The organism is Arthrobacter sp. ISL-95 (assembly GCF_018613695.1).
GTDB lineage: Bacteria > Actinomycetota > Actinomycetes > Actinomycetales > Micrococcaceae > Arthrobacter.
The window spans coordinates 111762-132356 of sequence record NZ_JAGGPR010000015.1 but is presented as its reverse complement, the minus strand read 5'-3'; the positions used below and the strand labels follow the sequence as shown (position 1 = coordinate 132356).

Genomic DNA, 20595 nt, shown 5'->3' with positions numbered 1-20595 from the left:
CGGCTGCAAAGTAAGCAAGAAAATGATCCCCTGAAGTCAGTAAGTGGAGGTGGCACGCGCCATTGGGGGCATCTCAATTTTATAACGATGACTTCGGGGATCCTGCCCAAAAGACGCCAAATGCCGGGTGAGACTCCCCACCCGGCGGCGTGATTCAGCTCGCTCTACGGTTGGTCGGTCTTGGCGATATAGACGTCGCAGGGCGCCGTGTGGGCCACTGTGTTGGCAACGCTGCCCAAAACACGTCCCAAGCCCTGCATCCGTCGGTTTCCTACCACGATCAACTGCGCGTCCAGGAGTTCGGCTTCCTTGACCAAGGCTTCACCGGGCTTGCCGTATGCCGGTGCGTAGCTGACTTCCAAACCCTCGCCTGTGAGGCGCTCGGATACGGTGCGGGCAACGGCTTCGGCTTCGGCGGCGTCAGAGACAATCCACTTATCCGTACCGATCTCCACAACCTCTGTTCGGTTACTGTCGAAAGCACTAACGACGTGCAGCCTCGCACCGAGGGCTATGGCCAGGCGCTTGGCAGATTCTGCCGCCCTCATCGCCGTCTCGCTGCCGTCTACTCCGACTATCACAACTCCGGTCATTGTGCTGCTCCTTCATTGGTAGCTTCAATGGCTTCCGCCAGGACAGGGGCCAAACGGCGGACGCCTTCGGCTATCGTATCCGGCGGCACGGCGCTGAATGCGAGGCGGAGCTTGTTGGAAGGTCCGTCGGCCGGTGAGAAGGCTGCGCCGGGGATGAAGACCACCCCCGCGTCGATTGCCTTTCCGAGCAGGGGGTAAGTGTCCACGCCTTCAGGCAGTGTGACCCACACGAAGAAACCACCATCCGGGCGCGTCCAGGTGAGTCCGGCGGGCATGTACTCGTCCAGCGCGGACAGGAGTGCCTGGCAGCGTTCTGCATAGAGGGTCCGGTAGGTGTCGATCTGCCCTTGCCAGTCGTATTCGCGGAGGTATGCCGAGACGAGCATTTGATTCAGCGGCGGCGGGCAAAGGGTCACAGCCTCGGAGGCCAAGTAGAAGCGACGCTGCAAATGAGTTGGAACCAGGGCCCAGCCGATGCGGAGTCCGGGAGCGAAGATCTTTGAGAACGAGCCCAGGTAGATGACATCATCCGGGTTTGCGGCCCGCATGGGGGCGATAGGTTGGCCGTCGAATCGGAGTAGTCCGTAGGGGTTGTCCTCGAGGACAATAATATTCGCGGCACGGCATATGTCGACGATTCGCTGCCTGCGTTCCTCGGCCAAGGTGATGCCGGACGGGTTGTTGAAGTTGGGGATCGTGTAGAGGAACTTGATATTCTTGCCCTCGGACTGGAGCGACGCGATCCTGGCCTCGAGCCGCTCCGGTACCAGGCCGTCGTCGTCCATTTCGATCGTTTCAACCTGAACCTGGTACGCCTCGAACGTGTTCAGGGCGCCCACGTAGGTGGGGTTCTCTACCAGCACCACATCGCCGGGGTTGCAGAAGACCTTGGTGGCGACATCCTGTGCGGACTGCGATCCCGCGGTGATAACCACGTTTTCGGGGAGGGCATCAGTGATCCCTTCAGCCGCCATGATGCTGCATATTTGCTCGCGGAGTTCTTCGGTGCCTTGGCCGCCGCCGTATTGCAGGGCGGTCATGCCTTCCTCTGCGATGATGCGGGCGGCGGTTTGCCCCAGCTTTTCCAGCGGCAGCGACTGCAAGTAGGGGTTGCCGCCGGCAAGGGAGACAAGGCCTGGTTGCATGGAGATGTCGAAGACGTCCCGGACAGCAGATTGTTTGATGTTGGCGGCCCGCGCGGAGAACAGTTCCTCATGCGGGTGAGCGGCCGTGGCGGCCCGCTCAATGGCGTCGATGGCTTCAGCGGGCAGCGTTGCGCCGGCATCCAATGTTTCGTGGGTCACAGTGACAGGATACTCCTCGATGTTGCTAAAGAGGCAACAGTTGTTTTCAAATTAGTGCATTTTCCCGGACTGCGCTTTACGCAGGGATCGGGAAGGGCTGGAATGTAGCTATGACAGCGCACCGGGGACCCGTGACCAAGGCCGAACACTTCCATAAGCTTCACGACGCCGGGCCCGCCCCCTTGGTTCTGGTGAACGTATGGGACGCAGCTTCCGCCCGGGTTGTGGAGGAAGCAGGTGCGACGGCGATTGCCACCTCAAGCTCGGCTGTCTCCTGGAGCCTGGGGTTTCGGGATGGCGACCACGTGCCATGGGGGTTGGCAATGGCCGCGCTTGGCCGCATTGCAGCAGCAACCCGGCTGCCGGTTACGGCGGACATCGAGACCGGCTATGGGCGAACTGACGACGAACTGCGCGCCACTATCCACGCCGTCCTGGACGAGGGCGCTGTGGGAATCAACATCGAGGACTCCGTAACGGAGCCGCTTGCCGACGTTGTGGAACAGTCGCGGCGGATTGCCTTGATTCGCGCCGCTGCCGATGACCGAGGGATACCCCTGTTCATCAATGCCCGCACTGACACCTACCTGTCCGGTCAGTTTCCGGACACCGCCTATGACGAGACCGTGCGGCGTGGCGAGGCCTATCTGACTGCAGGGGCGGACGGAATTTTTGTGCCCGGCGTCGTGGACTTGCATGTCTTGCACGAGCTGTCTAACCGGATACCCGCCCCGCTCAACGCATTGGCCGGAGTGGGGGCGCCATCGCCCCTGGAACTGCACGACGCCGGCGTGCGGCGCGTCAGCATCGGTGGCAATACGGCCAAAGCGGCGTACGCCAAGGTGGCTCGGGTAGCCAAGGAAATCCTGGGCGACGGCAACTGGGCCGGGCTGGCCGGCACCCGAAGCCACGACGAGATGGACTCGCTATTCGCTCAAGGGCCCAAATACAGCCAGTAACCTGGCGCTGCCCGTGCAGTAGTTGACGCACGACGGCGGCACTCCACTTTAATGTCAGACCTCGCCCATAGCGTGGGTCACGGAAGACGAGGGGAGAATCCATGGCACGGCGCAGTGTGCAGTTCTGGCGGATCGAGCAACTGAACGGTGAAGAGCTCGGCCGCCCGTTTCCGGCGCGCCGTGTGGCCGAGGTGCTGAAGAAGGCCCGGGACGCCGGGACGGACAGGCACTTCACCACTGGTGACGGCACGGTGTTGCTCGCTCAGGCAGTCGCGTCATCACCTCATCCCGTGCTGCTGTTGGACCGGGTACGGGACACCAATCTCCCGAGTGTCGGCGATGCCCTTGGCCGGCGCAAGCCCTTGCCTCTGGCTCCGGGGGATCATCTGCTGGAGACCACCTACTTTGCCTTCCTGAAGCGCAACGTCATCGCAGTGCTGACCAGCGGAAACGGCCCACGCGCGTCCAGGTTGGGCGAGTACCTCGAGGGCATGCTGGGGCTCGAGCCAAGCTTGGTGCCGGTTGTCCGCGAGGATATCGAGGAAATCCTGACCCGCCTGGAGGTGAGCCGATTCGAGTTCGCGCTTCCTGCTGAACGTCTGTCCGGGAAGCTCATGGAGGGTGAATGGGCTGACGTCCTGGACAGCGCTTCACGCCTCATGAATGAAGGTACTTTCCGGATTTCCTTGAGCGTCGGCAGATCCGGCAAAGCTGAGGACAAACAACGGATTCGGGACCGAATCCAACAACTCATCGATCTCTTCCGCAGGGCCGGATCCGTGGAGCATTTCGACTACGTGGTGGCTGAGGGCAAGGACTCCCTGACGGGGGACCGTGAGGTGGTGGACCTTCTCAAGGAGCGGTTCATCTCGCACATCGACGTGGACCCGGACGTTTTCAACGATCCTCAAAAGTCCACTGCGGAAGCCATGAGCATCCTCAACAAGCAAGCCAGGGACAACGAGGCCTTTTTCGCCAGAACCCTCCCGGACATCAAGGGGCAGGCCGATTCAGGACTGGTGCCGGACATCGTCGCCGGGGGAATGGCTACTGTCCGGGCAGCCCTCGCGGCCGCCGTGGAGAACTCGGAAAAGGCCGGCAATGAAGCTGAAAAGACCGGCCAGCCGGGTGAAAAAGCGACTAGGACAGCTGAAAAACCGGACCAAGCGGCTGTAAGTGCAGATCAATCAGCCGAGGAGAAGCAAGGCGGTGCAGATCATGAGCTTGTACGAGGTTGACGTACAGCGGACCGGCCGCCGCAGGACTCTGTGGCGTTGGTTTCTGTTACATCCCACTGCGGATTTCGCTTGGGCTGCGCTTGCCGTGTTGATCTGGCTGGGAATCGCGCTGCTTGCGGGGCAACCACTGATGTTGGAGAGCGTGGACCCCGGTGCGCGGCGAACTCTGTTCCAGACACTCGCCACCCTGGCCGGCGCTACGGCTGGTCTGACCCTCACCAGCGTGTCCATGCTGATCAACGTGCTGGGCAAGAAAGCTTCGCCGGGACAGCAGGCACTTCCCCTGGAGAAACTGTCCGCTACCCATAGGCGCCAAATTGGTGAAGTGTTCCTTTTTGCCATCCCGGGGCTGGGTTCACTGGTGGTCACCGCCTTGGTCACTGTGGTCTTGGAAGGAGACGCCGATACGGGCCTGTGGATCCCGGAGGCTCTGGTCTTTGTACTGACCTTCGCCTCCGTGCTGGCCTTGTTGCGAGTGGCGTGGGCGCTCCGAAGAGTGCTGGCGATCGCAACTGCATAGCTGACAAAGTCCGCCAACCCGCTAAGCCGTTTCCAGCCTGCTCTTCCGTTGCCCGGCAGCGCTCTGAATCAGCGCAGCGCTCTGAATCAACGCAGCGACCGGAGATACCTCCGGCGCACCACGCGCTGCAGGAGCAGGAGGATCGGGTACAGCGCTTTCCAAGGCTGCTCCGACGCTGGTCCGGTCAGTGAGCGGATGGTGAGGCGTGTCTCGTCCCCAACGCGGTGCACAATGAACGCTTCCTCGCCGGAAACAGGGTGCCCTGCCAGGGTTCGGTACGCGAAGCCCACCCTGTCCTCCTCCTGAACCACAGTCACCACTTCAACCGGTTCCAGGACGCGGACACCGAGAAAATGCGCGGTGACCACCACTCGATCACCGGCAGACACAGCTCCCGGGGTGTCGACGGAAAATCCGCTGGCCGTCTTCACGCCCCAGCGGAGCACTTCTTGGGTGGCCCGTTCCCAGCAGGCAGCCCCGTGTCCCACCACGGCAGAAACCTCGGAGCGGCGGTATCCGCTAACCAGCCTTGGCCATGCGTGAAGATCGGGACTCGTCATGGTCCTATCCTCCTGCAGAGCGCCGCAGGCAACCATCACCGCACGCTCAGCGCCTCCGTCAATGTCCGGCCGTTCACGTAGATCTCGGCACGAGACGCACCGCTGGCCTGCACTATGGTTTGCGTCAGTTGCGCCTGGATCCGCGGGATGTCGCACACGCCCCCGGGTCGCAGTGACCCGCTGAGGTTGACTACCACCGTTGCCCCGCTCATGTAGCCCGAGAGGTAGCGCAGCGATGAATTGGCCAGAGCGTCGTAGAGGGCTGCATCGCTGTCCACCGGCATTCCGCTTTCCAGCAGCCGGCCGAGGGCCACGGACAATGGATCGCCGGGTACGGCAACGCCCCTGACGGGTACCAGGCTGTCGTTGCAGCCGAACCGCACGCCGCGGGCGCCGCCGTCGTCGATTGCCACGTAGTAGACAGCCGGCCCAAAGCTTCCCGCATCCACAGGGATGACCGTGGGGGTCGCCGTCGGTTCAGGGGCGCTGGTGCCGGGCCGGGGTGAAGGTTCGACGACGGTCGCCGGCTGGGTCTGTGGCGCCTCGGATGGTGTGCTCGAAGGGGCAGGAGTTGGTGCTGCCGGCGAGGGCGGCGCTGCGGGGACGGCGACGGAGGGAGTGCCGGAGCTCGTAGGGGGAGGAACAGAAGGGGCAGGTTCCGACGCGGCGGGGGTGGGGGCCGTGGGTACGGTGCTGGGTGATGGGGTCCTTGGGGTCACGGAAACCGTCGGTAAGGGGGCGGGATCGGCAGATCCGGAAGGGGCGGTAGTGCAGCCAGCCACTAACAAACCCACAAGGAGGCAGGCAGCGGCGATCGTCGTCGTGCCTTGTGATACCCGTCCGGCATGCATGACAGCCACGCGCTCCTGTCCACCTGTACTTCCAACGTTAGGACGGGACGGTGGAACACAACATGCCGTTAGGGTGACGGTTCGGACAAGAGTTGATCACGCCCCTCGGAGCAAGCCGAAGAAACGCAAATGCCCCCCTCCGCAGATAGCGGAACGGGGGCATCCAAAGCGGAGGATTAGGCTGCTGCTTCTTCTTCCTGAACGGCCGTCAGGGGCTCGAAGATGGCCTTGATCTGCTCTACAACCTCGGCGTCGTCCTTCGGGTGAAGTTCAGCGAAACGGATCATGGAACCCGGTACGGCCAGCTTGACGTCTTCAAGGACCTTGGCACCGGCGATGCCGGCGGCCTTGCGGGCCTCATCCTGGGCCCACACGCCACCGAACTGGCCAAAAGCGGTTCCGACGACGGCGGTCGGCTTGCCGGACAGGGCGCCTGCGCCGAACGGGCGGGACAGCCAGTCAATGGCGTTCTTCAGGGAGGCGGGCATGGTGCCGTTGTGCTCGGGGGTGACGAGCAGGATGGTGTCGGCGTCGGCTGCTGCGGCACGGAGGGCGGCAGCTTCGGCGGGGACCTGGCCTTCGACGTCGATGTCTTCGTTGTAGAAGGGGATGGTGCCCAGCGAGCCGTGAATCTGCACGTCAACGTTTTCGGGTGCGTTCAGCTGGATGGCTTCGGCGAGCTTCTTGTTGTGGGAATCGGCGCGCAGGCTGCCGACGAGGGTAAGAACTGTGCTCTTGGACATGGTGTCTCCTTGTGTCTGGCCGGGTTGCCTTGCGGATCCGACCTGTTGTCTGGGCTTTGGAGCCTTCATCGATACTAAACGGACTATGGTCCGTTTTCTATTCCCGGGGTCTAGAATATTTCTGTGAGCTCGATCCCCATGAGGCCGGACGTGCCCCTAGGTGCGCCCCACGAGCGCAGTGACGCAGCGAGGAATCGCGAGCGCCTCCTCAATGCTGCCCGGGATCTGGTGGCCGAGTTTGGTGCTGAGGCGCTGACCATGGATGCGCTCGCCTGCAAGGCCAAGGTTGGCAAGGGAACGGTGTTCCGCCGTTTTGGGAGCCGCGCCGGGCTCATGATGACCCTGCTGAGCGACTCGGAGTCCGAATTTCAGGCGGGTTTCATGTTCGGCCCGCCCCCTCTGGGCCCGGGTGCTGCGCCAAAGGACCGCTTGGTGGCCTTCGGGGAAGGCCGCATTTACTTTGTCCTGGAAAACGGCGAACTCCTGAAAGCGGCCGGAGCTGCTACGCGCAACAGGTTCGATGTTCCGGCGACCAAACTTTCGCATCGGCATATGGAGGTCCTGCTGCGGGAGGCGGGAATCGCGGATCCTTGGGTGATGGCGATGTCCCTGACGTACGCACTGGACCCTGAACGAATTGTGGACGACGTTCGCGTCCGAGGTATTTCCCCCACCCGGCTGGCGGATTCCTGGCGTGAACTGATCACGAGGCTCCTGGGCTCCGTGTAGATTTCCGCGGCCGAAAGCGCATTAGTACCGCCGGCGTCGTAAACATGTCGCAAGCTGCACATAACAATCTGGCTGCAGGCGCGAAACCGGACGCCTTGAAGCAAAACGTGAAGCAGTTATTGTGGTAGTTTCCTCTTGAATGTGACGCATGCCATACAGGGCTGGTGATCACTGAAGGGGTGCGGGGGACCCAACAACCCGCTGCGCCACTTCGCAGCTGACGCCGGCCACAGCCGGGAACCGCGGAAGGACGAGCATTGAGTTTTGCCACGATTCGGGGCAGCCACCCGACATGCTGAAATATCTGATGAAGCGGTCGGGCATCTACCTGATCATGATCTTCCTGACCACCAGTGCAGGCTACTTCCTGGCCGTCTCGTCGCTGAAGCCTGCGGTGCTCGAGCAAGAGAAAATCCCGCGGCCAACACCCGAACAGGTAGCCGCATCTTTCCGGGGACTCGGGCTGGATCCGGACAAGAACGCCTGGGAGCGTTACGTGGATTGGCTCTGGGGCATTGTGACCCGATGGGACTGGGGCCGCAGCCCGAACGGTGCGTTCGTCAATGCCGAGTTCGCGGACCGCGTGTTGGTCTCCACCCGGCTCTTCATTGCCTCAATCATTCTCACCCTGATCATCGGTGTGGCACTCGGTGTCTACTCCGCCGCCCGCCAGTACAAGGTCCAAGACCGCGTCATCACGTCCTACAGCTACCTGGTCCATATCCTGCCAGCGCCCATCGCCTACTTCCTGGTGCAGCTCGGTGCCATCAGCATCAACGAGGCCGTCGGTGAGCGCATCTTCTTCGTGACGGGAATTTCGACGCCGGGAATTGAGCCAGGCTGGCCGGCTTTCGTTGACCTTGTGGCTCACTACGCCGTACCCACCTTCGCGATGACCATCTTCGGTTGGGCCGGTTACCAGATCGCCCAGCGGCAGTACCTCCTGGACAACGTGAATGCTGACTTCGTCCGCACCGCCCGGGCCAAGGGGCTCACCCGAAACCAGGCCATCAGGAAACACGCCCTGCGCGTATCCTTCATCCCGGTGGCGCAAAGCATCGCGTTTACCATCCCGGCCATCTTCACGGGCGGATTCTTCGCTGAGGCGATCTTCGCCTGGCCGGGCATCGGCCTCTGGAGCATTCAGTCCATCAGTCTGCAGGACGTCAACGTGGCTACCGCCACCTTGGCCTATGGTTCAGTGATCTTCGCGATCGGCGCCATCCTTGCCGACTTCGCCACCACGCTGGTTGATCCACGAGTGAGGGTCCAGTAATGACCAACATCATTGATCCCATTGCGGAAATCGACGAATCCCGGGTTGGCGACCAGGACGTGGTCATCGGGAAATCCCGCATTATCTTCCGTCGCTTCATGCGGAACCGCACCGCCGTCGCCGGCTTGTTTATTTTCCTGGCGTTGTTCCTTTTCTCGATCTTTGGCGGGTTCCTGACCTCGTGGGACAAAGACACCCTAGATCCATTGAATATCGGTATGCCGCCGTCACCGGACCACTTGCTGGGGACCACGCAGGCCGGTATCGACCTCATGGCGCTCATTGTGGACGGCACCCGGACCTCCATTCTCATTGGCCTCATTGTGGGCGGCGTATCCGTGCTGATCTCCGCGGTGTACGGCTGCACCATGGCGTTCTTCGGGGGCAAGGTGGACGCCACCATGTTGTTCATCCTCGAAGCCCTCATCATGATGCCCGCCATTCTGGTGGTGGCCGTGGCAACCAGCGGAAGCGGCGGTCTCAAGGATCTGCCCAGCTGGCTGCTGCTCATCGTGGTCCTGCTGTTCTTCAGCTGGATGGGGACTGCCCGCCTGGTGCGCTCGCTGTCCATGTCCCTCATGCAGCGCGATTACGTCAAAGCCGCCAAGTACATGGGAGTCCCTTCCCGCCGGATCGTGTGGCGCCACCTCGTACCAAACATCGGCTCGTTGCTGGTGCTCGACTTCACCCGTGGCATCACCGGCGCAATCCTGGCTGAGGTCGCGTTCTCCTTTATTGGAATCGGCATCAAACTTCCTGACGTTAGCCTCGGTGTCCTGATCGGCCAGGCCACGGGCCAGGTGTCCTCCTTCCCGTGGATGTTCTGGGTACCGCTGACCGTCATGTTCCTGCTGACCGGCTCGCTGGCCATGATGAACGACGGACTCCGTGACGCCTTCGACCCCAGCTCCAGCTCCATCGGACGGGCCAAGACCAAGACCGCAAAGGCTGGCAAATGAGCACCAACACTTCCCAGACACCCGCCGAGCGTCTCCGCGACGCAGGGCTCTACGCCCCCGGCGAAGCGGTCCTCAGCGTTCGCGACCTCAACGTCCGCTTCAACTCCGAGAACGGCGTGGTCCACGCGGTCCGTGGAGTGGACTTCGACCTCATGCCCGGCAAGACCCTGGGCATCGTGGGCGAGTCCGGTTCCGGTAAGTCCGTCACGTCCATGGCCATCATGGGGCTCCTCCCCGAAACCGCGGACATCACCGGTTCCGTGCGGTACAAGGGCAAGGAACTGCTGGGCCTTAGCGACAAAGCAATGTGCAAGCACCGTGGCAGCGACATCGCCATGGTTTTCCAGGACCCACTGTCCTCGCTCACTCCCGTCTACACGGTGGGAACCCAGATCATCGAGGCGCTGACAGTCCACAACCCCTCCATGAGCAAGCAGGCCAAAGAAGCCCGCGCCGTCGACCTCTTGCGGATGGTGGGCATCCCCAGCCCCAAGGACCGGCTGAAGGCCTTCCCGCACGAATTTTCCGGCGGCATGCGCCAGCGCGTCATGATCGCGATCGCCATCGCCAACGATCCGCGGGTACTCATCGCAGATGAACCCACGACGGCGCTGGACGTCACTATCCAGGCGCAGGTGCTGGAGGTCCTGCACACCGCGCAGGAGGAGACCGGCGCCGCCGTCGTGATGATTACGCACGATCTCGGCGTGGTAGCGGGCATGGCCGACGACATCATGGTCATGTACGCGGGCAAGCCCGTGGAAACCGGCACCGTGGAGGACATCTACTACAACCCCCGGATGCCCTACACGCTGGGCCTCCTCGGTGCCGTTCCCCGCGTGGACACCGCTACCAAGCAGTCGCTGGTACCCATCGAAGGAACTCCGCCCAACCTGGCGCTGCCGGTGACCGGGTGCTCCTTCGCGGCCCGCTGCCCCATGGTCAGCGACGCCTGCCTGCATGGCGAACCGGAACTGTTCCCGGTGCCGGGCACGGAGGGTCAGACGCTGGGGCACAAGGCAGCCTGCATCAAGTCAGACCAACTGTCCGGCAACGCCGACGCTCACAGGATTTTCCACGCGCCGCCCAAACCGGTTTCAAAGTTCGATGGCGTCGCTCGCGTCGAGCGCGCAAAGGTCCTGGAACTCAGGGACGTCAAGAAGCACTTCCCGCTGCTCAAGGGTGCCTTAATCAAGCGACGGATCGGCACGGTCAAGGCCGTGGATGGACTGAGCTTCGATATCCGCGAGGGCGAATGCGTCTCGATTGTGGGCGAGTCCGGCTGCGGCAAGACCACCACCCTCCTGGAAATCATGGAATTCCACCCGGACCAGGTGGGCGAAGTGGTGATCGGCGGCGTCAGCAACAAGGTGGCTACGGACCACAAGACCACCATGGCCATGCGCAAGGAAATGCAGATGGTGTTCCAGGACCCCACGGGCGCCCTGGACCCGCGCTTTACGGTGTACGAAGTCCTGGCCGAACCGCTGGAAAACCTGGGCATGCCCAAGGCCGCCATCAAGAAACGCATCATGGAACTCATGAAGCTGGTGGGCCTGCAATCAGACCACGTGAACCGCTTCCCCAACCAGTTCTCCGGCGGCCAACGCCAACGCATCGGCATTGCCCGGGCGCTCGCGGTCAATCCGAAGCTCGTGGTGTTGGACGAACCGGTCTCCGCGCTGGATGTTTCCGTGCAGGCCGGAGTCATCAACCTGCTGGACAAGCTCCGCGCCGAACTCGGCCTCAGCTACCTCATGGTCGCCCACGACCTCTCCGTCGTCCGGCACATCTCAGACCGCGTAGCCGTGATGTACCTCGGCAAGATCGTGGAAACCGGCGACGTGGACCACGTTTTCGACAACCCGCGTCACCCCTACACCAGGGCCCTGCTGTCCGCGATCCCGGTGCCGGACCCCCACCTCGAACGCACCCGCGAACGCATCATCCTGCAGGGTGACCTTCCCAGCCCGCTGGATGCTCCCAAGGGATGCAACTTTGCCACCCGTTGCCCTGTCTTTGCCGCGCTACCTCCCGCAAAGCAGGAGAAGTGCCTTACTCTGGAGCCGCCACTGGCACCGGAGAAGGAAGGCACACAGGACTTCGCCTGCTTCTTCCCGGACGGAGAGATAGATGCTGACATGCTGGTGGTGCATGCCTGACGACATATGACGCATCGATTGAAACCCTGTTATTCAACTCGCAATGATTTCCAGTCGTAAACATGAAGGGCAAACCATGAAAAAATACACGACGATCGGTGGCGTAGCGCTGGCAGCAACGCTGATGCTGACCGCTTGCGGCGGGGGAACGCCGTCGGGTCCGGCCTCTCAGAAGGCCGAAGAGAGCGGCGGCGATATCAGCAAGCTGATCAGCGTCAACGCCAAGGAAGCAAAGGATCTGGAGCCTGGTGGCACTGTCACGCTGGCTGTGGGCAACATTGGGCCGGATTTCAATGGTTTCTCCAATGTGGGTAACAGCGCTGACAACTCAGCCCTGATGACTCCGGTCAACACGGCCTCCATCAACAGCGGTGGCATTGGCGGCTGCTGGAAGCTGGACTTCGACGGCAAGGCAGAGCCGAACAAGGACTTCTGCGAAGACGTCAAGAGTGAAGTCAAGGATGGCAAGCAGACCATCACCATTAAGGTCAACGAGAAGGCGACTTGGAACGATGGCACTCCCATCGACGTCAAGACCTTTGAAAATACGTGGAAGATGCTCAGCGGCGAAGACAAGTCCATCGACATCGTGAGCGCCGGTGCTTACGCTTTCGTGGACTCAGTCAAGGCGGGCGCCAACGACAAAGAAGTCATTGTCACTACTACCCAGCCGGTCTTCCCATTGGAGGGCCTCTTCTTGGGCCTGATCCACCCGGCCATCAACACCCCGGAGATCTTCAATACGGGGTTTGCCGGCAACATGCACCCCGAGTGGATGGCCGGTCCGTTCAAGGTGGAAAACTACGACACCACCGCCAAGACGGTCACTATGGTTCCCAACGATAAGTGGTGGGGCCAGAAGCCGGTCCTCGAAAAGGTTATTTGGCGTCAGATGGAGCCGAGTGCAACCATCGCGGCCTTCAAGAACGGTGAAATTGACGCCGCCAACGGCCGCACCCTGGGCCGCTACAAGCAGCTCGAAGGCACCACCAACTCCGAGGTCCGCCGTGGCCAGCGACTGTTTGCCGGTGGTCTCAACATCAACGCCAAGCGCCCGGCCCTGACCGACGTAGCCGTTCGCAAGGCGATCTTCACCGCCGTCGACCGCAAGGCCATCCGCGATGTCCGCTTCAACGGCCTGAACTGGTCCGAGGAAAGCTCCGGCTCCATGATGCTGATGCCGTTCTCCGAGTACTACCAGGACAACTACCCTGTGAAGGACACCGGCACTGAGGCTGCCAAGAAGGTCCTGACCGAAGCTGGCTACACGGCCAACGATAAGGGCATCATGGCCAAGGATGGCGTCCCCGTCTCCTTCAAGATCACCAACTTCGGTGACGACCCCACCACGGCTGCAACCTCACAAACCCTGCAGAAGCAGCTTCAGGCCGCTGGTATGGACGTATCCATCGACCAGCGCGGTGACGCTGACTTCGGCAAGGTCATCGGCGGACGCGAGTTCGATGTGACCATCTCCGGTTACACCGTGGGCCCGGATGCCACTGATGCTGTCAAGCAGTACTACGACTCCGCAACCAACGAAAATGGCCTCGGCGACGCTGAGCTCGACGCCGAAATCAAGCGCCTGGCCACCATCGCTGATGACACCGAACGCAACAAGGCCGCCATGGAGGTCGAGAAGAAGCACATGGAGAAGTACTTCTCCATGGGTACCGTGCTGAATGGCCCGGAGATCCAGTTCGTGCGCACGGGCCTGGCCAACTACGGCCCGTCCCTGTTCAAGAGCCTCTCCAACGTTCCGGACTGGACCACCATCGGCTGGGAAAAGGGCGCCAAGAAGTAGCCCCCACGCTGTAGTTTCTCAGCGTAGTTTCCTGAAGGCAGGGAACTTCCCTGAACCTGTTCATCGGTTCGGGAGGTTCCCGGCCTTCGCCATCCCCACGGTCTATCACTTCCCGCGCCCTTCACCCCAACGCTCTATCACTTCCCGCGCCCTTCACCCAAGCCCTCTCTCACCCGGTGATAGAGGGTTGGCGTGAAAGGGCTATTACGTGCGAGAGGATCGGTAGCCTAGGCACATGACTTCCCAGCCGATCCGTACCGCCGTCGCAGGTTTTGGCTTGTCGGGCAGCGTCTTCCACGCGCCCTTCATTGCCAGCAACCCCGCCTATGAGCTCGCAGTGATTTCAACGTCGGACGCCGGAAGGCAAGCGAAAGCGAAAGAACGCTACCCGAAAGCGCGCATCGTGGATACCCCGCAGGACATCCTGGCGCTGGCCGACCAGCTGGATCTCATTGTCTTGGGCACACCGCCCGCAACCCACTTCCCGCTCGCGAAGGCTGCGCTGGAAGCCGGGTTCGACGTCGTGGTTGATAAACCGTTTACCGTCCACAGCACCGATGGCGAAGAGCTGATCCAGCTGGCGGTGAAACTGGGCCGTGTCCTCACGGTCTACCAAAACCGGCGCTGGGACGGTGACTCGCTCACCGTGAAGAAACTGCTCGACGCCGGGACGCTGGGTACCGTGACCAGGGTTGAGGTGGGCATGGAGCGCTGGGCGCCGGAGATCGCCAAGGCCTGGAAAGCCAGCGCCACGGCCTTAGATGGAGGCGGTGTGTTGTTCGACCTCGGCACCCACGTCCTCGATCTCGCTCTTCGGTTCTTTGGGCCGGCCACTGTTACTTTCGCCGAGATCACGGCCCGCCGTCCCCAGGAGAGCGCCGACGACGACGTCTTCCTTGCGCTCCGGCACGAGTCGGGCGTGTTCAGCCACGTCACCATCAACGTCAACAGCCACCTCCACGGCCCCCGCTTCCGCATCCTCGGCACAGAGGGCGGCTTCGTGAAGTTCGGTACCGACCCGCAGGAGCCCTACGTGCTGGGCGGCGGGCTGCCCACGGACGCCGAGTACGGCGTCGAACCTCCCCAAAACCGTGGCACGCTGGAACGGAACGGGCAGCGCGTCACCATCCCCACGGAGCGCGGTGCGTACCCGGAGTTCTACCGGATTCTCGCCGAAAAGCTCCACGACGGCGGCGCCGCCTCCGCGCTTCCGTCACCCGTGGACCCGGCCGACTCCGTTGCGGTACTGAAGCTGATTGAGCAGGCTAGGACGTTGGCGTGACATCCGCGCTGGCAACCAGTGAGTAGATGGCCTTGAGGTCGCTATTGTCTTCAATCGGCTGGCAGCTCCCGGTCAGCTGGACTACATCGGCAGTGGTGTCCTGATGGACTACGGTGACGGCGGTGAACTGTGTCAGTGAGCCCGCCTGCGGGTGGGTATAGCGTGCCTCGCGTACGTGCCAGTCCCGGCCATTGATCACCACAGGCTCCGTGGCGAGCAGGACAGCATCGGCGAGCGCATCCAGGAAGCCATCAACAGTGGCAGCGGCGTCCTGGAGCTGGTATCCGGGCAGGCGACGTGACACTGTGATGACCACGTTGGCCGTGTAACTCCCGGCTGCGGACGGGGCGATGACTGCTCCCACAGCGTCGGGGACCACTTGCTGGGTCCAACCGGCAGGCGGGTTGAGTTTGATGGAGGGGTAGGCGGGGAAAGCCGCGGATGGGAAAACCTGTTGCGATGTCATGGGAGCCCTTCCGGGAGCGAACTAGTTGTTGAGAAAGTCGATGAAACCGGTCACGGAATCCACTAAACCGGAGGGGCTGAGCGTGACCTGGGCTCCTGCTCCAAGTCCCAGCTCTGCCGTGATTTTCGCGCCCACACCGAGGGTTAGCCCGTCCTCATCCAGGGAAGCATTGAAAAAGTAGCCCTCGCCTGCGCCGGCTGCTACGGTTTCGGACAACGACAGCTTTTGGCCGAGCACCTCAACGTACTGGGAGGCCGTCAGTTCAGCCCCGGCGCCAGCACTGGCCGCACCTCCCACGGCGTTGTCGCCCTTGACGGTGATTTCGCCTTCTCCCGCACTGGCCCACGCGCCGCCCCGCACTTCAGCTCCTTGCCCAAAGCCGAACAGGCCGCCTGCCAGCTCCGTTTCGTTTCCGACCGTGAGTTTCTGCCCTGCGAAGGCTTCGCCTCCGGTAGAGAAAAGGAACGGACTGCTCGCGTTGGCGTGGACGCTTGCTTCCACACCGGTCATGATCCTGGTGGTCGCGGTGTTGGTTGCCCATCCATCGAAGAACTCGGTCTTTGTGGTGGTGATGTTCTCCACACCGGCAAAGCCTTCACCCTTCGCGTCAAAACCGGCGAGCCCGGGGCCGAACGGAAAACGACCATCGAACTCGCCATTGGCCCGGATGCCGCCAAAGGTCTGGTGGGTGGTGGACGTCTTGACAGGGCCGAGTTCAGAGTTTGCGGTCCAGGTCATGTCAGCGCCGGCGGACCATTCACCGGAGCCACCGAACTCAATGCCACGTGGACCTACGGAACCATGCGTCTCTCCGCCGCCTTCAACACCTACGGAACCCTCACCCTCAATGGTGACGGGCCCGTACGTGACAGGGTCTACAGTGAAGCCCGATGAGCCCGAAGGTGACTTCCCACTGCCGCCGGGCCCACCTTTGGATCCGCCCGCCGAACCCCCGGAGGACGCTTGTTCCTGCTGCTCGGCGTTGAGTTTCAGGGCGCGGGCGTTGGTCCGCAGGCAAAATGCTGCTGCCCCCAACCGTCCGTGGAGGTCGCTCTGCCACCTGCTCCGGAACTGGTCAGCGTCGTTTCCCTGCCAGTACGAACCTGCTTGGATCATCGCGGTGAGTTGCTGTTGAAGAGTGGTGATCTTCTCAGCCTCAGCATCCATGACGGCTGACAAACGCCGGAGATCTCCGACGTCCGCGCCTACCAGTCCCAGCGCCATCAGATACTCAGCCTCATGGCGTAAAGCCGTCCCATTGCGTCCCTGCCCATCACGTATCCCCTGAACGTAGTGACATGTTGATCGCCGGGCGTCTAAAGGTGCCGGGCTATTCCTGAGCATAGTTGGCTAAGGCGTGACCGGCCATGGGGACATCTAGCCAGTGTGGATAGGGAACAGTATGTGGATAAGGAGCGATATGTGGATATGGAGCAGTACGGATAAGAAGGGGAACGCCACGCTCTGAAAAGAATTTTTGGACAAGGCGTAACCTCACCGGCGTCACGAACGATGTAAGGGGTGTGCGGGCCACGTCCGCACGCTGATCATCCGGCCGCGACCCAACCGCTGCCGGGGCAATCCCAAAATCGTTTGTCGGAGGGTTTCATGTCCTTGTTCACTGTCCTTGCCACCAGCAAAGTCGCCGCGGGCGTCCTGGCTGCCGGAGCCGTAGCTGCCGGCGGTACCGGCGTCGCTGCCTTCAATGGCGCACTTCCCACCGAAATCCAGCAGAGCGCCCACGACCTGGTTGGTGCGCCGGCCCCGGTGGCCGAGAAGGCCGCCACAGCAGCCGACGCTGCCGAAAGCGCCAAGACAAAGGCCACTGACGCCGTCGAGACCGCGAAGGCAACGGCGACTGAGGCGGCCGAAGCCGGCCAGGCAAGGGCTGCCGACGCAGTCTCTGAGGCCAAAGCCGCAGCAGAAGACGCCACCTCCCCGGAGGCTTTTGGCCTCTGCACCGCTTTCCTCGAGGGCGGACTGAAGTCTGACACGAAGGTCCCGGGCTTCCAGTCCTTGACCATCGCGGCCGGTGGCGAAGCCAAGGTAGAGGCGCACTGCCAGTCCGTGGTGGAGGCCGGTAAGGCGGCCGGTCTGAAGGCTGACGGTTCGGCAAAGGCTGAGGCCGACGTCGACGCCGCCGTCACGTCCGAACTGCCCGCAACCCCCGCTGTTCCGGCTGTGCCGGCGGTTCCCGCAGTACCGGGTGTACCCGCTGTTCCCGCAACGCCGGCTGTCCCCGCTGTGCCTGCAGTTCCTGCGACTCCTGAGCTGCCCACACAGGTTCCCTCCGAGGTCCCCGCTGTTCCCGGCGCGCCCCTCGATTCTGTCCGCTAAGCAAGCAGCGGTTACGGTTTAAGGGCGGGGCTCCTTGGCTTAGGACAAGGAGCCCCGCTACGTAATGTGGTGTGTGGGACGGAGGCATCCACGGGTGCTTGACCCTTTGGCTGATGAATACGTGCAGGCGGATCAAAACGATCCCGGCCTGCTCTTCACGGCTGCCTACAATAACTTCGCCGGACCGGTGTTTGGCTACCTCCGTGCCCGCGGCGTGGACGACCCCGAAGCCGTGACACAGGACGTATTCCTGGCTCTCTATCCGAAGCTCGAAACGCTCCACGGCGGCCTCCAAGGGGCAAAGACTTTGTTGTTCTCCATAGCGCATGCGCGGATGGTGGACCATTACCGCAAACGCGAACGAACTCCGGACTCGACTCCGTACGAAGCGGACTTGGACGCCCGGCGGGTGCCGTCGGCGGAAGACCAGGCTTTCGGTCGCGTGGCCGGTTTGGGCGTCACGGAAATTCTGGACGACCTCCCCGATGATTATCGGGAGGTCCTTGCTCTCCGGGTTGTCGCTGACGTTTCGGTGGAAGACACCGCGGCGATCATGGGCAAGTCCCAAGGATCCATCAAACAACTACAGCGCAGGGCATTGGGTGCACTGAAGAAGCGTGCACTACTAAGGAACGGCACATCATGAGCGAACAACCAACGCCTCACGAACGTCATCACCAGCAGGCAATCGACCACCTGCTGGCCGACTCCGGCTTCTCCGGCGACGCCCAGCTCCGCACGGAACTGCTCGAGCTCCGTTCACTGGCCAGCACTGCCCCTCTGCCGTCCGACGCGGTCCGCGCGCTCATGGTCAGCAGCCCGGCTGCCGCCCAGCAGCTCACTGCCACCGAACAGCTCACTGCCACCGAACAGCTTTCGACGACGGCGGGACTGTCCGCGTCGTCGGGCGCACCTACGGCGGTACTCGCCACAGTTGCCCCCGAGTCCGCTCCCGTGGACGAACTTGCCGCCCGGCGTCGTAAGAAGCGCCGGACCGCCATTGCGGGCCTCGCCGTTGCCGTGTCCTTGGCTGGCGGCGCAACCGCTGCCGTCGCATCAGAGGGCGGCTTGCCGGGCGCCTTCCAGCACCTTGGAGCAGCCATCGGTTCGGTGGTCTCCCAGCTGAACCCCGGTTCCGGCACCGCTCCGCAGCCCGTTCCCCCCGCCGGCACCACCCCGGAGCCTATCCGGGAAGCGCCGCAGCAAACTCCCGCCACGGTCCAACCCCAGCCCGCACCCGCTGCGCCCGGCAATCCTGCCGTTCCCGCACCTCAGCCGCAGCCCGGTGGATCGTCCCCGCACACGCCCAACGCACCCATGGCGCCCGAGGCGCCGTCGAACAAACAGCCCGGAAATGGTGTCATCCCCACGCCTCCGGTGTTGCCCGTGACCCCGCCGGAGATCGACCCCTCCAAGATCGATCCCTCAAAGCTTGGCCCCGCCGGCGTACCTGTGCCGGTTCCATCGGAACTGATCCCGTCCCTCCCCGCTAGGCCCTAAACCTCCCCGCCAACTCGGCGCGGGTTAAACCACGACGGCGGGGTGCGGCTTCCTCGTGGAAGCCGCACCCCGCCGTCGAGCTTTGAAGTTACGCGGAAACCAGCGTGTGCCAGTCGGTGACCAGGGGCAGGTTGTGCGCCTCGGAAACGGAGTGGTGTGCCACGTGGCCTGCAGCGATGTTGAGGCCGGCAGCGAGTGCGGGGTCGCGGTCGAAGGCGGCCTTGACGCCCAGGTTGGCCAGTGCCACGGCGTAGCGCAGGGTGACGTTGGTCAGTGCGTACGTGGAGGTGTTCGGAACAGCGCCGGGCATGTTGGCAACGCAGTAGAAGATCGAGTTGTGGACCTTGTACGTGGGTTCCTGGTGGGTGGTGGGGTGCGTGTCCTCGAAGCAGCCGCCCTGGTCAACAGCGATGTCCACCAGGACTGAGCCCGGCTTCATGCGGGCAACCAGTTCGTTGGTGACCAGCTTGGGTGCCTTGGCGCCCGGGATCAGGACGGACCCGATCACAAGATCTGCGTCGATAACTGACTTCTCGATCTCGTAGGCGTTGGAGGCAACGGTCTTCAGGCGGCCCTGGTAGAGGGCGTCGAGTTCGCGCAGCCGGTTGATGTTGATGTCCATGATGGTGACATCAGCACCGAGGCCCAGCGCCATGGCGGCGGCGTTGGTTCCGGCAACACCGGCGCCGAGGACAACAACCTTGGCCGGGCGGACGCCCGGTACGCCGCCCAGGAGGACGCCCTTGCCGCCGGCCGGAGCCATCAGCGAGGAAGCGCCCACTACTACGGAGAGGCGGCCTGCAACCTCGGACATCGGGGCGAGCAGCGGAAGGGTGCGGCCTTCCTGCACGGTTTCGTAGGCAATGGCCGTAACGCCGGAGTTGATGAGCTCGGCGGTGAGCTCGGGCTCTGCGGCGAGGTGCAGGTAGGTGAAGAGGATCAGGCCCTTGCGGAAGCGGTGGTACTCGGCCGCGATGGGTTCCTTGACCTTCATGACCATGTCCGCGCGGGCCCAGACGTCGTCGGCTTCGTTAACGATTTCGGCGCCGGCGATCGAGTATTCCTCGTCGGTGATGCCCGAGCCGAGTCCCGCGCCGCGCTCAACCAGAACGGTGTGTCCGTGGGTGCGGAACTCGTGGACACCGGCGGCCGTGATGGCTACGCGGAACTCGTTGTTCTTGATTTCTTTGGGGACACCGATGATCATCTGTGGGCTCCATCGTTAGCGGCCTCTTCGGCCGAAAAATGTGTTGCGGGCTGTGATTCCAGAATAAATCCGCCTGTGAGGCAGGCGACATGGACCCGAAGCCCC

General features: G+C 62.7%; 20 protein-coding genes. 12 read left to right on the top strand and 8 right to left on the bottom strand.

Annotation, left to right across the window (positions count from 1 at the left end; translation table 11 throughout):
* Positions 1–164: 164 nt before the first annotated feature.
* Both J7I86_RS18520 and J7I86_RS18515 read right to left on the bottom strand, forming a co-directional pair.
* The gene (locus tag J7I86_RS18520) at positions 165–593 is read right to left on the bottom strand and encodes a universal stress protein (RefSeq protein ID WP_214822215.1); all 429 of its coding nucleotides are present in this window, start codon (positions 591–593) and stop codon (positions 165–167) included.
* Positions 590–1897 (bottom strand): PLP-dependent aminotransferase family protein, encoded by a 1308-nt coding sequence (locus J7I86_RS18515; protein ID WP_214822213.1) that lies wholly within the window; start codon positions 1895–1897, stop codon positions 590–592. The genes J7I86_RS18520 and J7I86_RS18515 overlap by 4 nt, the downstream gene beginning before the upstream one ends.
* 110 nt (positions 1898–2007) lie before the next feature.
* Between J7I86_RS18515 and J7I86_RS18510 the strand changes: the two genes are divergently transcribed.
* The 3 genes from J7I86_RS18510 to J7I86_RS18500 all read left to right on the top strand — a co-directional run bounded on the left by J7I86_RS18510 (position 2008) and on the right by J7I86_RS18500 (position 4614).
* Entirely contained in the window at positions 2008–2856 is an 849-nt protein-coding gene (locus J7I86_RS18510) for an isocitrate lyase/phosphoenolpyruvate mutase family protein (protein ID WP_214822210.1), read from the top strand.
* A 101-nt stretch (positions 2857–2957) separates the two neighbouring features.
* Entirely contained in the window at positions 2958–4094 is a 1137-nt protein-coding gene (locus tag J7I86_RS18505) for a hypothetical protein (RefSeq protein WP_214822209.1), read from the top strand.
* Positions 4075–4614 (top strand): hypothetical protein, encoded by a 540-nt coding sequence (locus J7I86_RS18500; protein ID WP_214822207.1) that lies wholly within the window; start codon positions 4075–4077, stop codon positions 4612–4614. The genes J7I86_RS18505 and J7I86_RS18500 overlap by 20 nt, the downstream gene beginning before the upstream one ends.
* A gap of 86 nt (positions 4615–4700) precedes the next feature.
* Here the strand turns inward: J7I86_RS18500 and J7I86_RS18495 are convergent, their stop codons facing one another.
* The 3 genes from J7I86_RS18495 to J7I86_RS18485 all read right to left on the bottom strand — a co-directional run bounded on the left by J7I86_RS18495 (position 4701) and on the right by J7I86_RS18485 (position 6768).
* Entirely contained in the window at positions 4701–5174 is a 474-nt protein-coding gene (locus J7I86_RS18495; protein WP_214822205.1) for a DUF1990 family protein, read from the bottom strand.
* Between the two features lie 35 nt (positions 5175–5209).
* Positions 5210–6025, bottom strand: coding sequence for a GerMN domain-containing protein (locus J7I86_RS18490; protein WP_214822230.1), 816 nt, complete (start codon positions 6023–6025; stop codon positions 5210–5212).
* A gap of 176 nt (positions 6026–6201) precedes the next feature.
* Entirely contained in the window at positions 6202–6768 is a 567-nt protein-coding gene (locus tag J7I86_RS18485; protein WP_141283806.1) for an NAD(P)H-dependent oxidoreductase, read from the bottom strand.
* Between the two features lie 123 nt (positions 6769–6891).
* On the opposite strand from J7I86_RS18485, the gene J7I86_RS18480 reads away from it, so the two are divergent.
* The 6 genes from J7I86_RS18480 to J7I86_RS18455 all read left to right on the top strand — a co-directional run bounded on the left by J7I86_RS18480 (position 6892) and on the right by J7I86_RS18455 (position 14980).
* A complete protein-coding gene (locus J7I86_RS18480; RefSeq protein ID WP_214822202.1) occupies positions 6892–7497 on the top strand; it encodes a TetR/AcrR family transcriptional regulator in 606 nt (201 codons plus the stop codon).
* 292 nt (positions 7498–7789) lie between these two features.
* Positions 7790–8773: an ABC transporter permease gene (locus J7I86_RS18475; protein WP_214822200.1), complete on the top strand. Its 984-nt coding sequence runs from the start codon at positions 7790–7792 to the stop codon at positions 8771–8773.
* On the top strand, positions 8773–9732 hold the full coding sequence (locus J7I86_RS18470; RefSeq protein ID WP_214822198.1) for an ABC transporter permease: 960 nt from the start codon (positions 8773–8775) through the stop codon (positions 9730–9732). The genes J7I86_RS18475 and J7I86_RS18470 overlap by 1 nt, the downstream gene beginning before the upstream one ends.
* Complete coding sequence (locus J7I86_RS18465; protein ID WP_214822196.1) at positions 9729–11894, top strand: ABC transporter ATP-binding protein; 2166 nt, start codon at positions 9729–9731, stop codon at positions 11892–11894. The genes J7I86_RS18470 and J7I86_RS18465 overlap by 4 nt, the downstream gene beginning before the upstream one ends.
* A gap of 76 nt (positions 11895–11970) precedes the next feature.
* Positions 11971–13698: an ABC transporter family substrate-binding protein gene (locus tag J7I86_RS18460; protein ID WP_214822194.1), complete on the top strand. Its 1728-nt coding sequence runs from the start codon at positions 11971–11973 to the stop codon at positions 13696–13698.
* 235 nt (positions 13699–13933) lie between these two features.
* Entirely contained in the window at positions 13934–14980 is a 1047-nt protein-coding gene (locus J7I86_RS18455) for a Gfo/Idh/MocA family oxidoreductase (protein WP_214822193.1), read from the top strand.
* On the opposite strand, the gene J7I86_RS18450 is transcribed toward J7I86_RS18455, so the two are convergent.
* Positions 14964–15446: a hypothetical protein gene (locus tag J7I86_RS18450; RefSeq protein WP_214822192.1), complete on the bottom strand. Its 483-nt coding sequence runs from the start codon at positions 15444–15446 to the stop codon at positions 14964–14966. The two genes, J7I86_RS18455 and J7I86_RS18450, sit on opposite strands and share 17 nt — an antisense overlap.
* 21 nt (positions 15447–15467) lie before the next feature.
* The gene (locus tag J7I86_RS18445; protein WP_214822191.1) at positions 15468–16670 is read right to left on the bottom strand and encodes a WXG100 family type VII secretion target; all 1203 of its coding nucleotides are present in this window, start codon (positions 16668–16670) and stop codon (positions 15468–15470) included.
* 384 nt (positions 16671–17054) lie between these two features.
* On the opposite strand from J7I86_RS18445, the gene J7I86_RS18440 reads away from it, so the two are divergent.
* The 3 genes from J7I86_RS18440 to J7I86_RS18430 all read left to right on the top strand — a co-directional run bounded on the left by J7I86_RS18440 (position 17055) and on the right by J7I86_RS18430 (position 19283).
* Positions 17055–17783, top strand: a complete 729-nt coding sequence (locus J7I86_RS18440; RefSeq protein ID WP_214822185.1) for a hypothetical protein — start codon at positions 17055–17057, stop codon at positions 17781–17783.
* 94 nt (positions 17784–17877) lie between these two features.
* Positions 17878–18429, top strand: coding sequence for an RNA polymerase sigma factor (locus J7I86_RS18435; protein WP_214822184.1), 552 nt, complete (start codon positions 17878–17880; stop codon positions 18427–18429).
* Positions 18426–19283, top strand: a complete 858-nt coding sequence (locus tag J7I86_RS18430) for a hypothetical protein (protein WP_214822182.1) — start codon at positions 18426–18428, stop codon at positions 19281–19283. The genes J7I86_RS18435 and J7I86_RS18430 overlap by 4 nt, the downstream gene beginning before the upstream one ends.
* Before the next feature lie 88 nt (positions 19284–19371).
* Here J7I86_RS18430 and ald read toward each other — a convergent pair whose 3' ends face one another.
* Positions 19372–20490, bottom strand: a complete 1119-nt coding sequence (gene ald / locus J7I86_RS18425) for an alanine dehydrogenase (RefSeq protein WP_214822180.1) — start codon at positions 20488–20490, stop codon at positions 19372–19374.
* Positions 20491–20595: the final 105 nt, after the last annotated feature.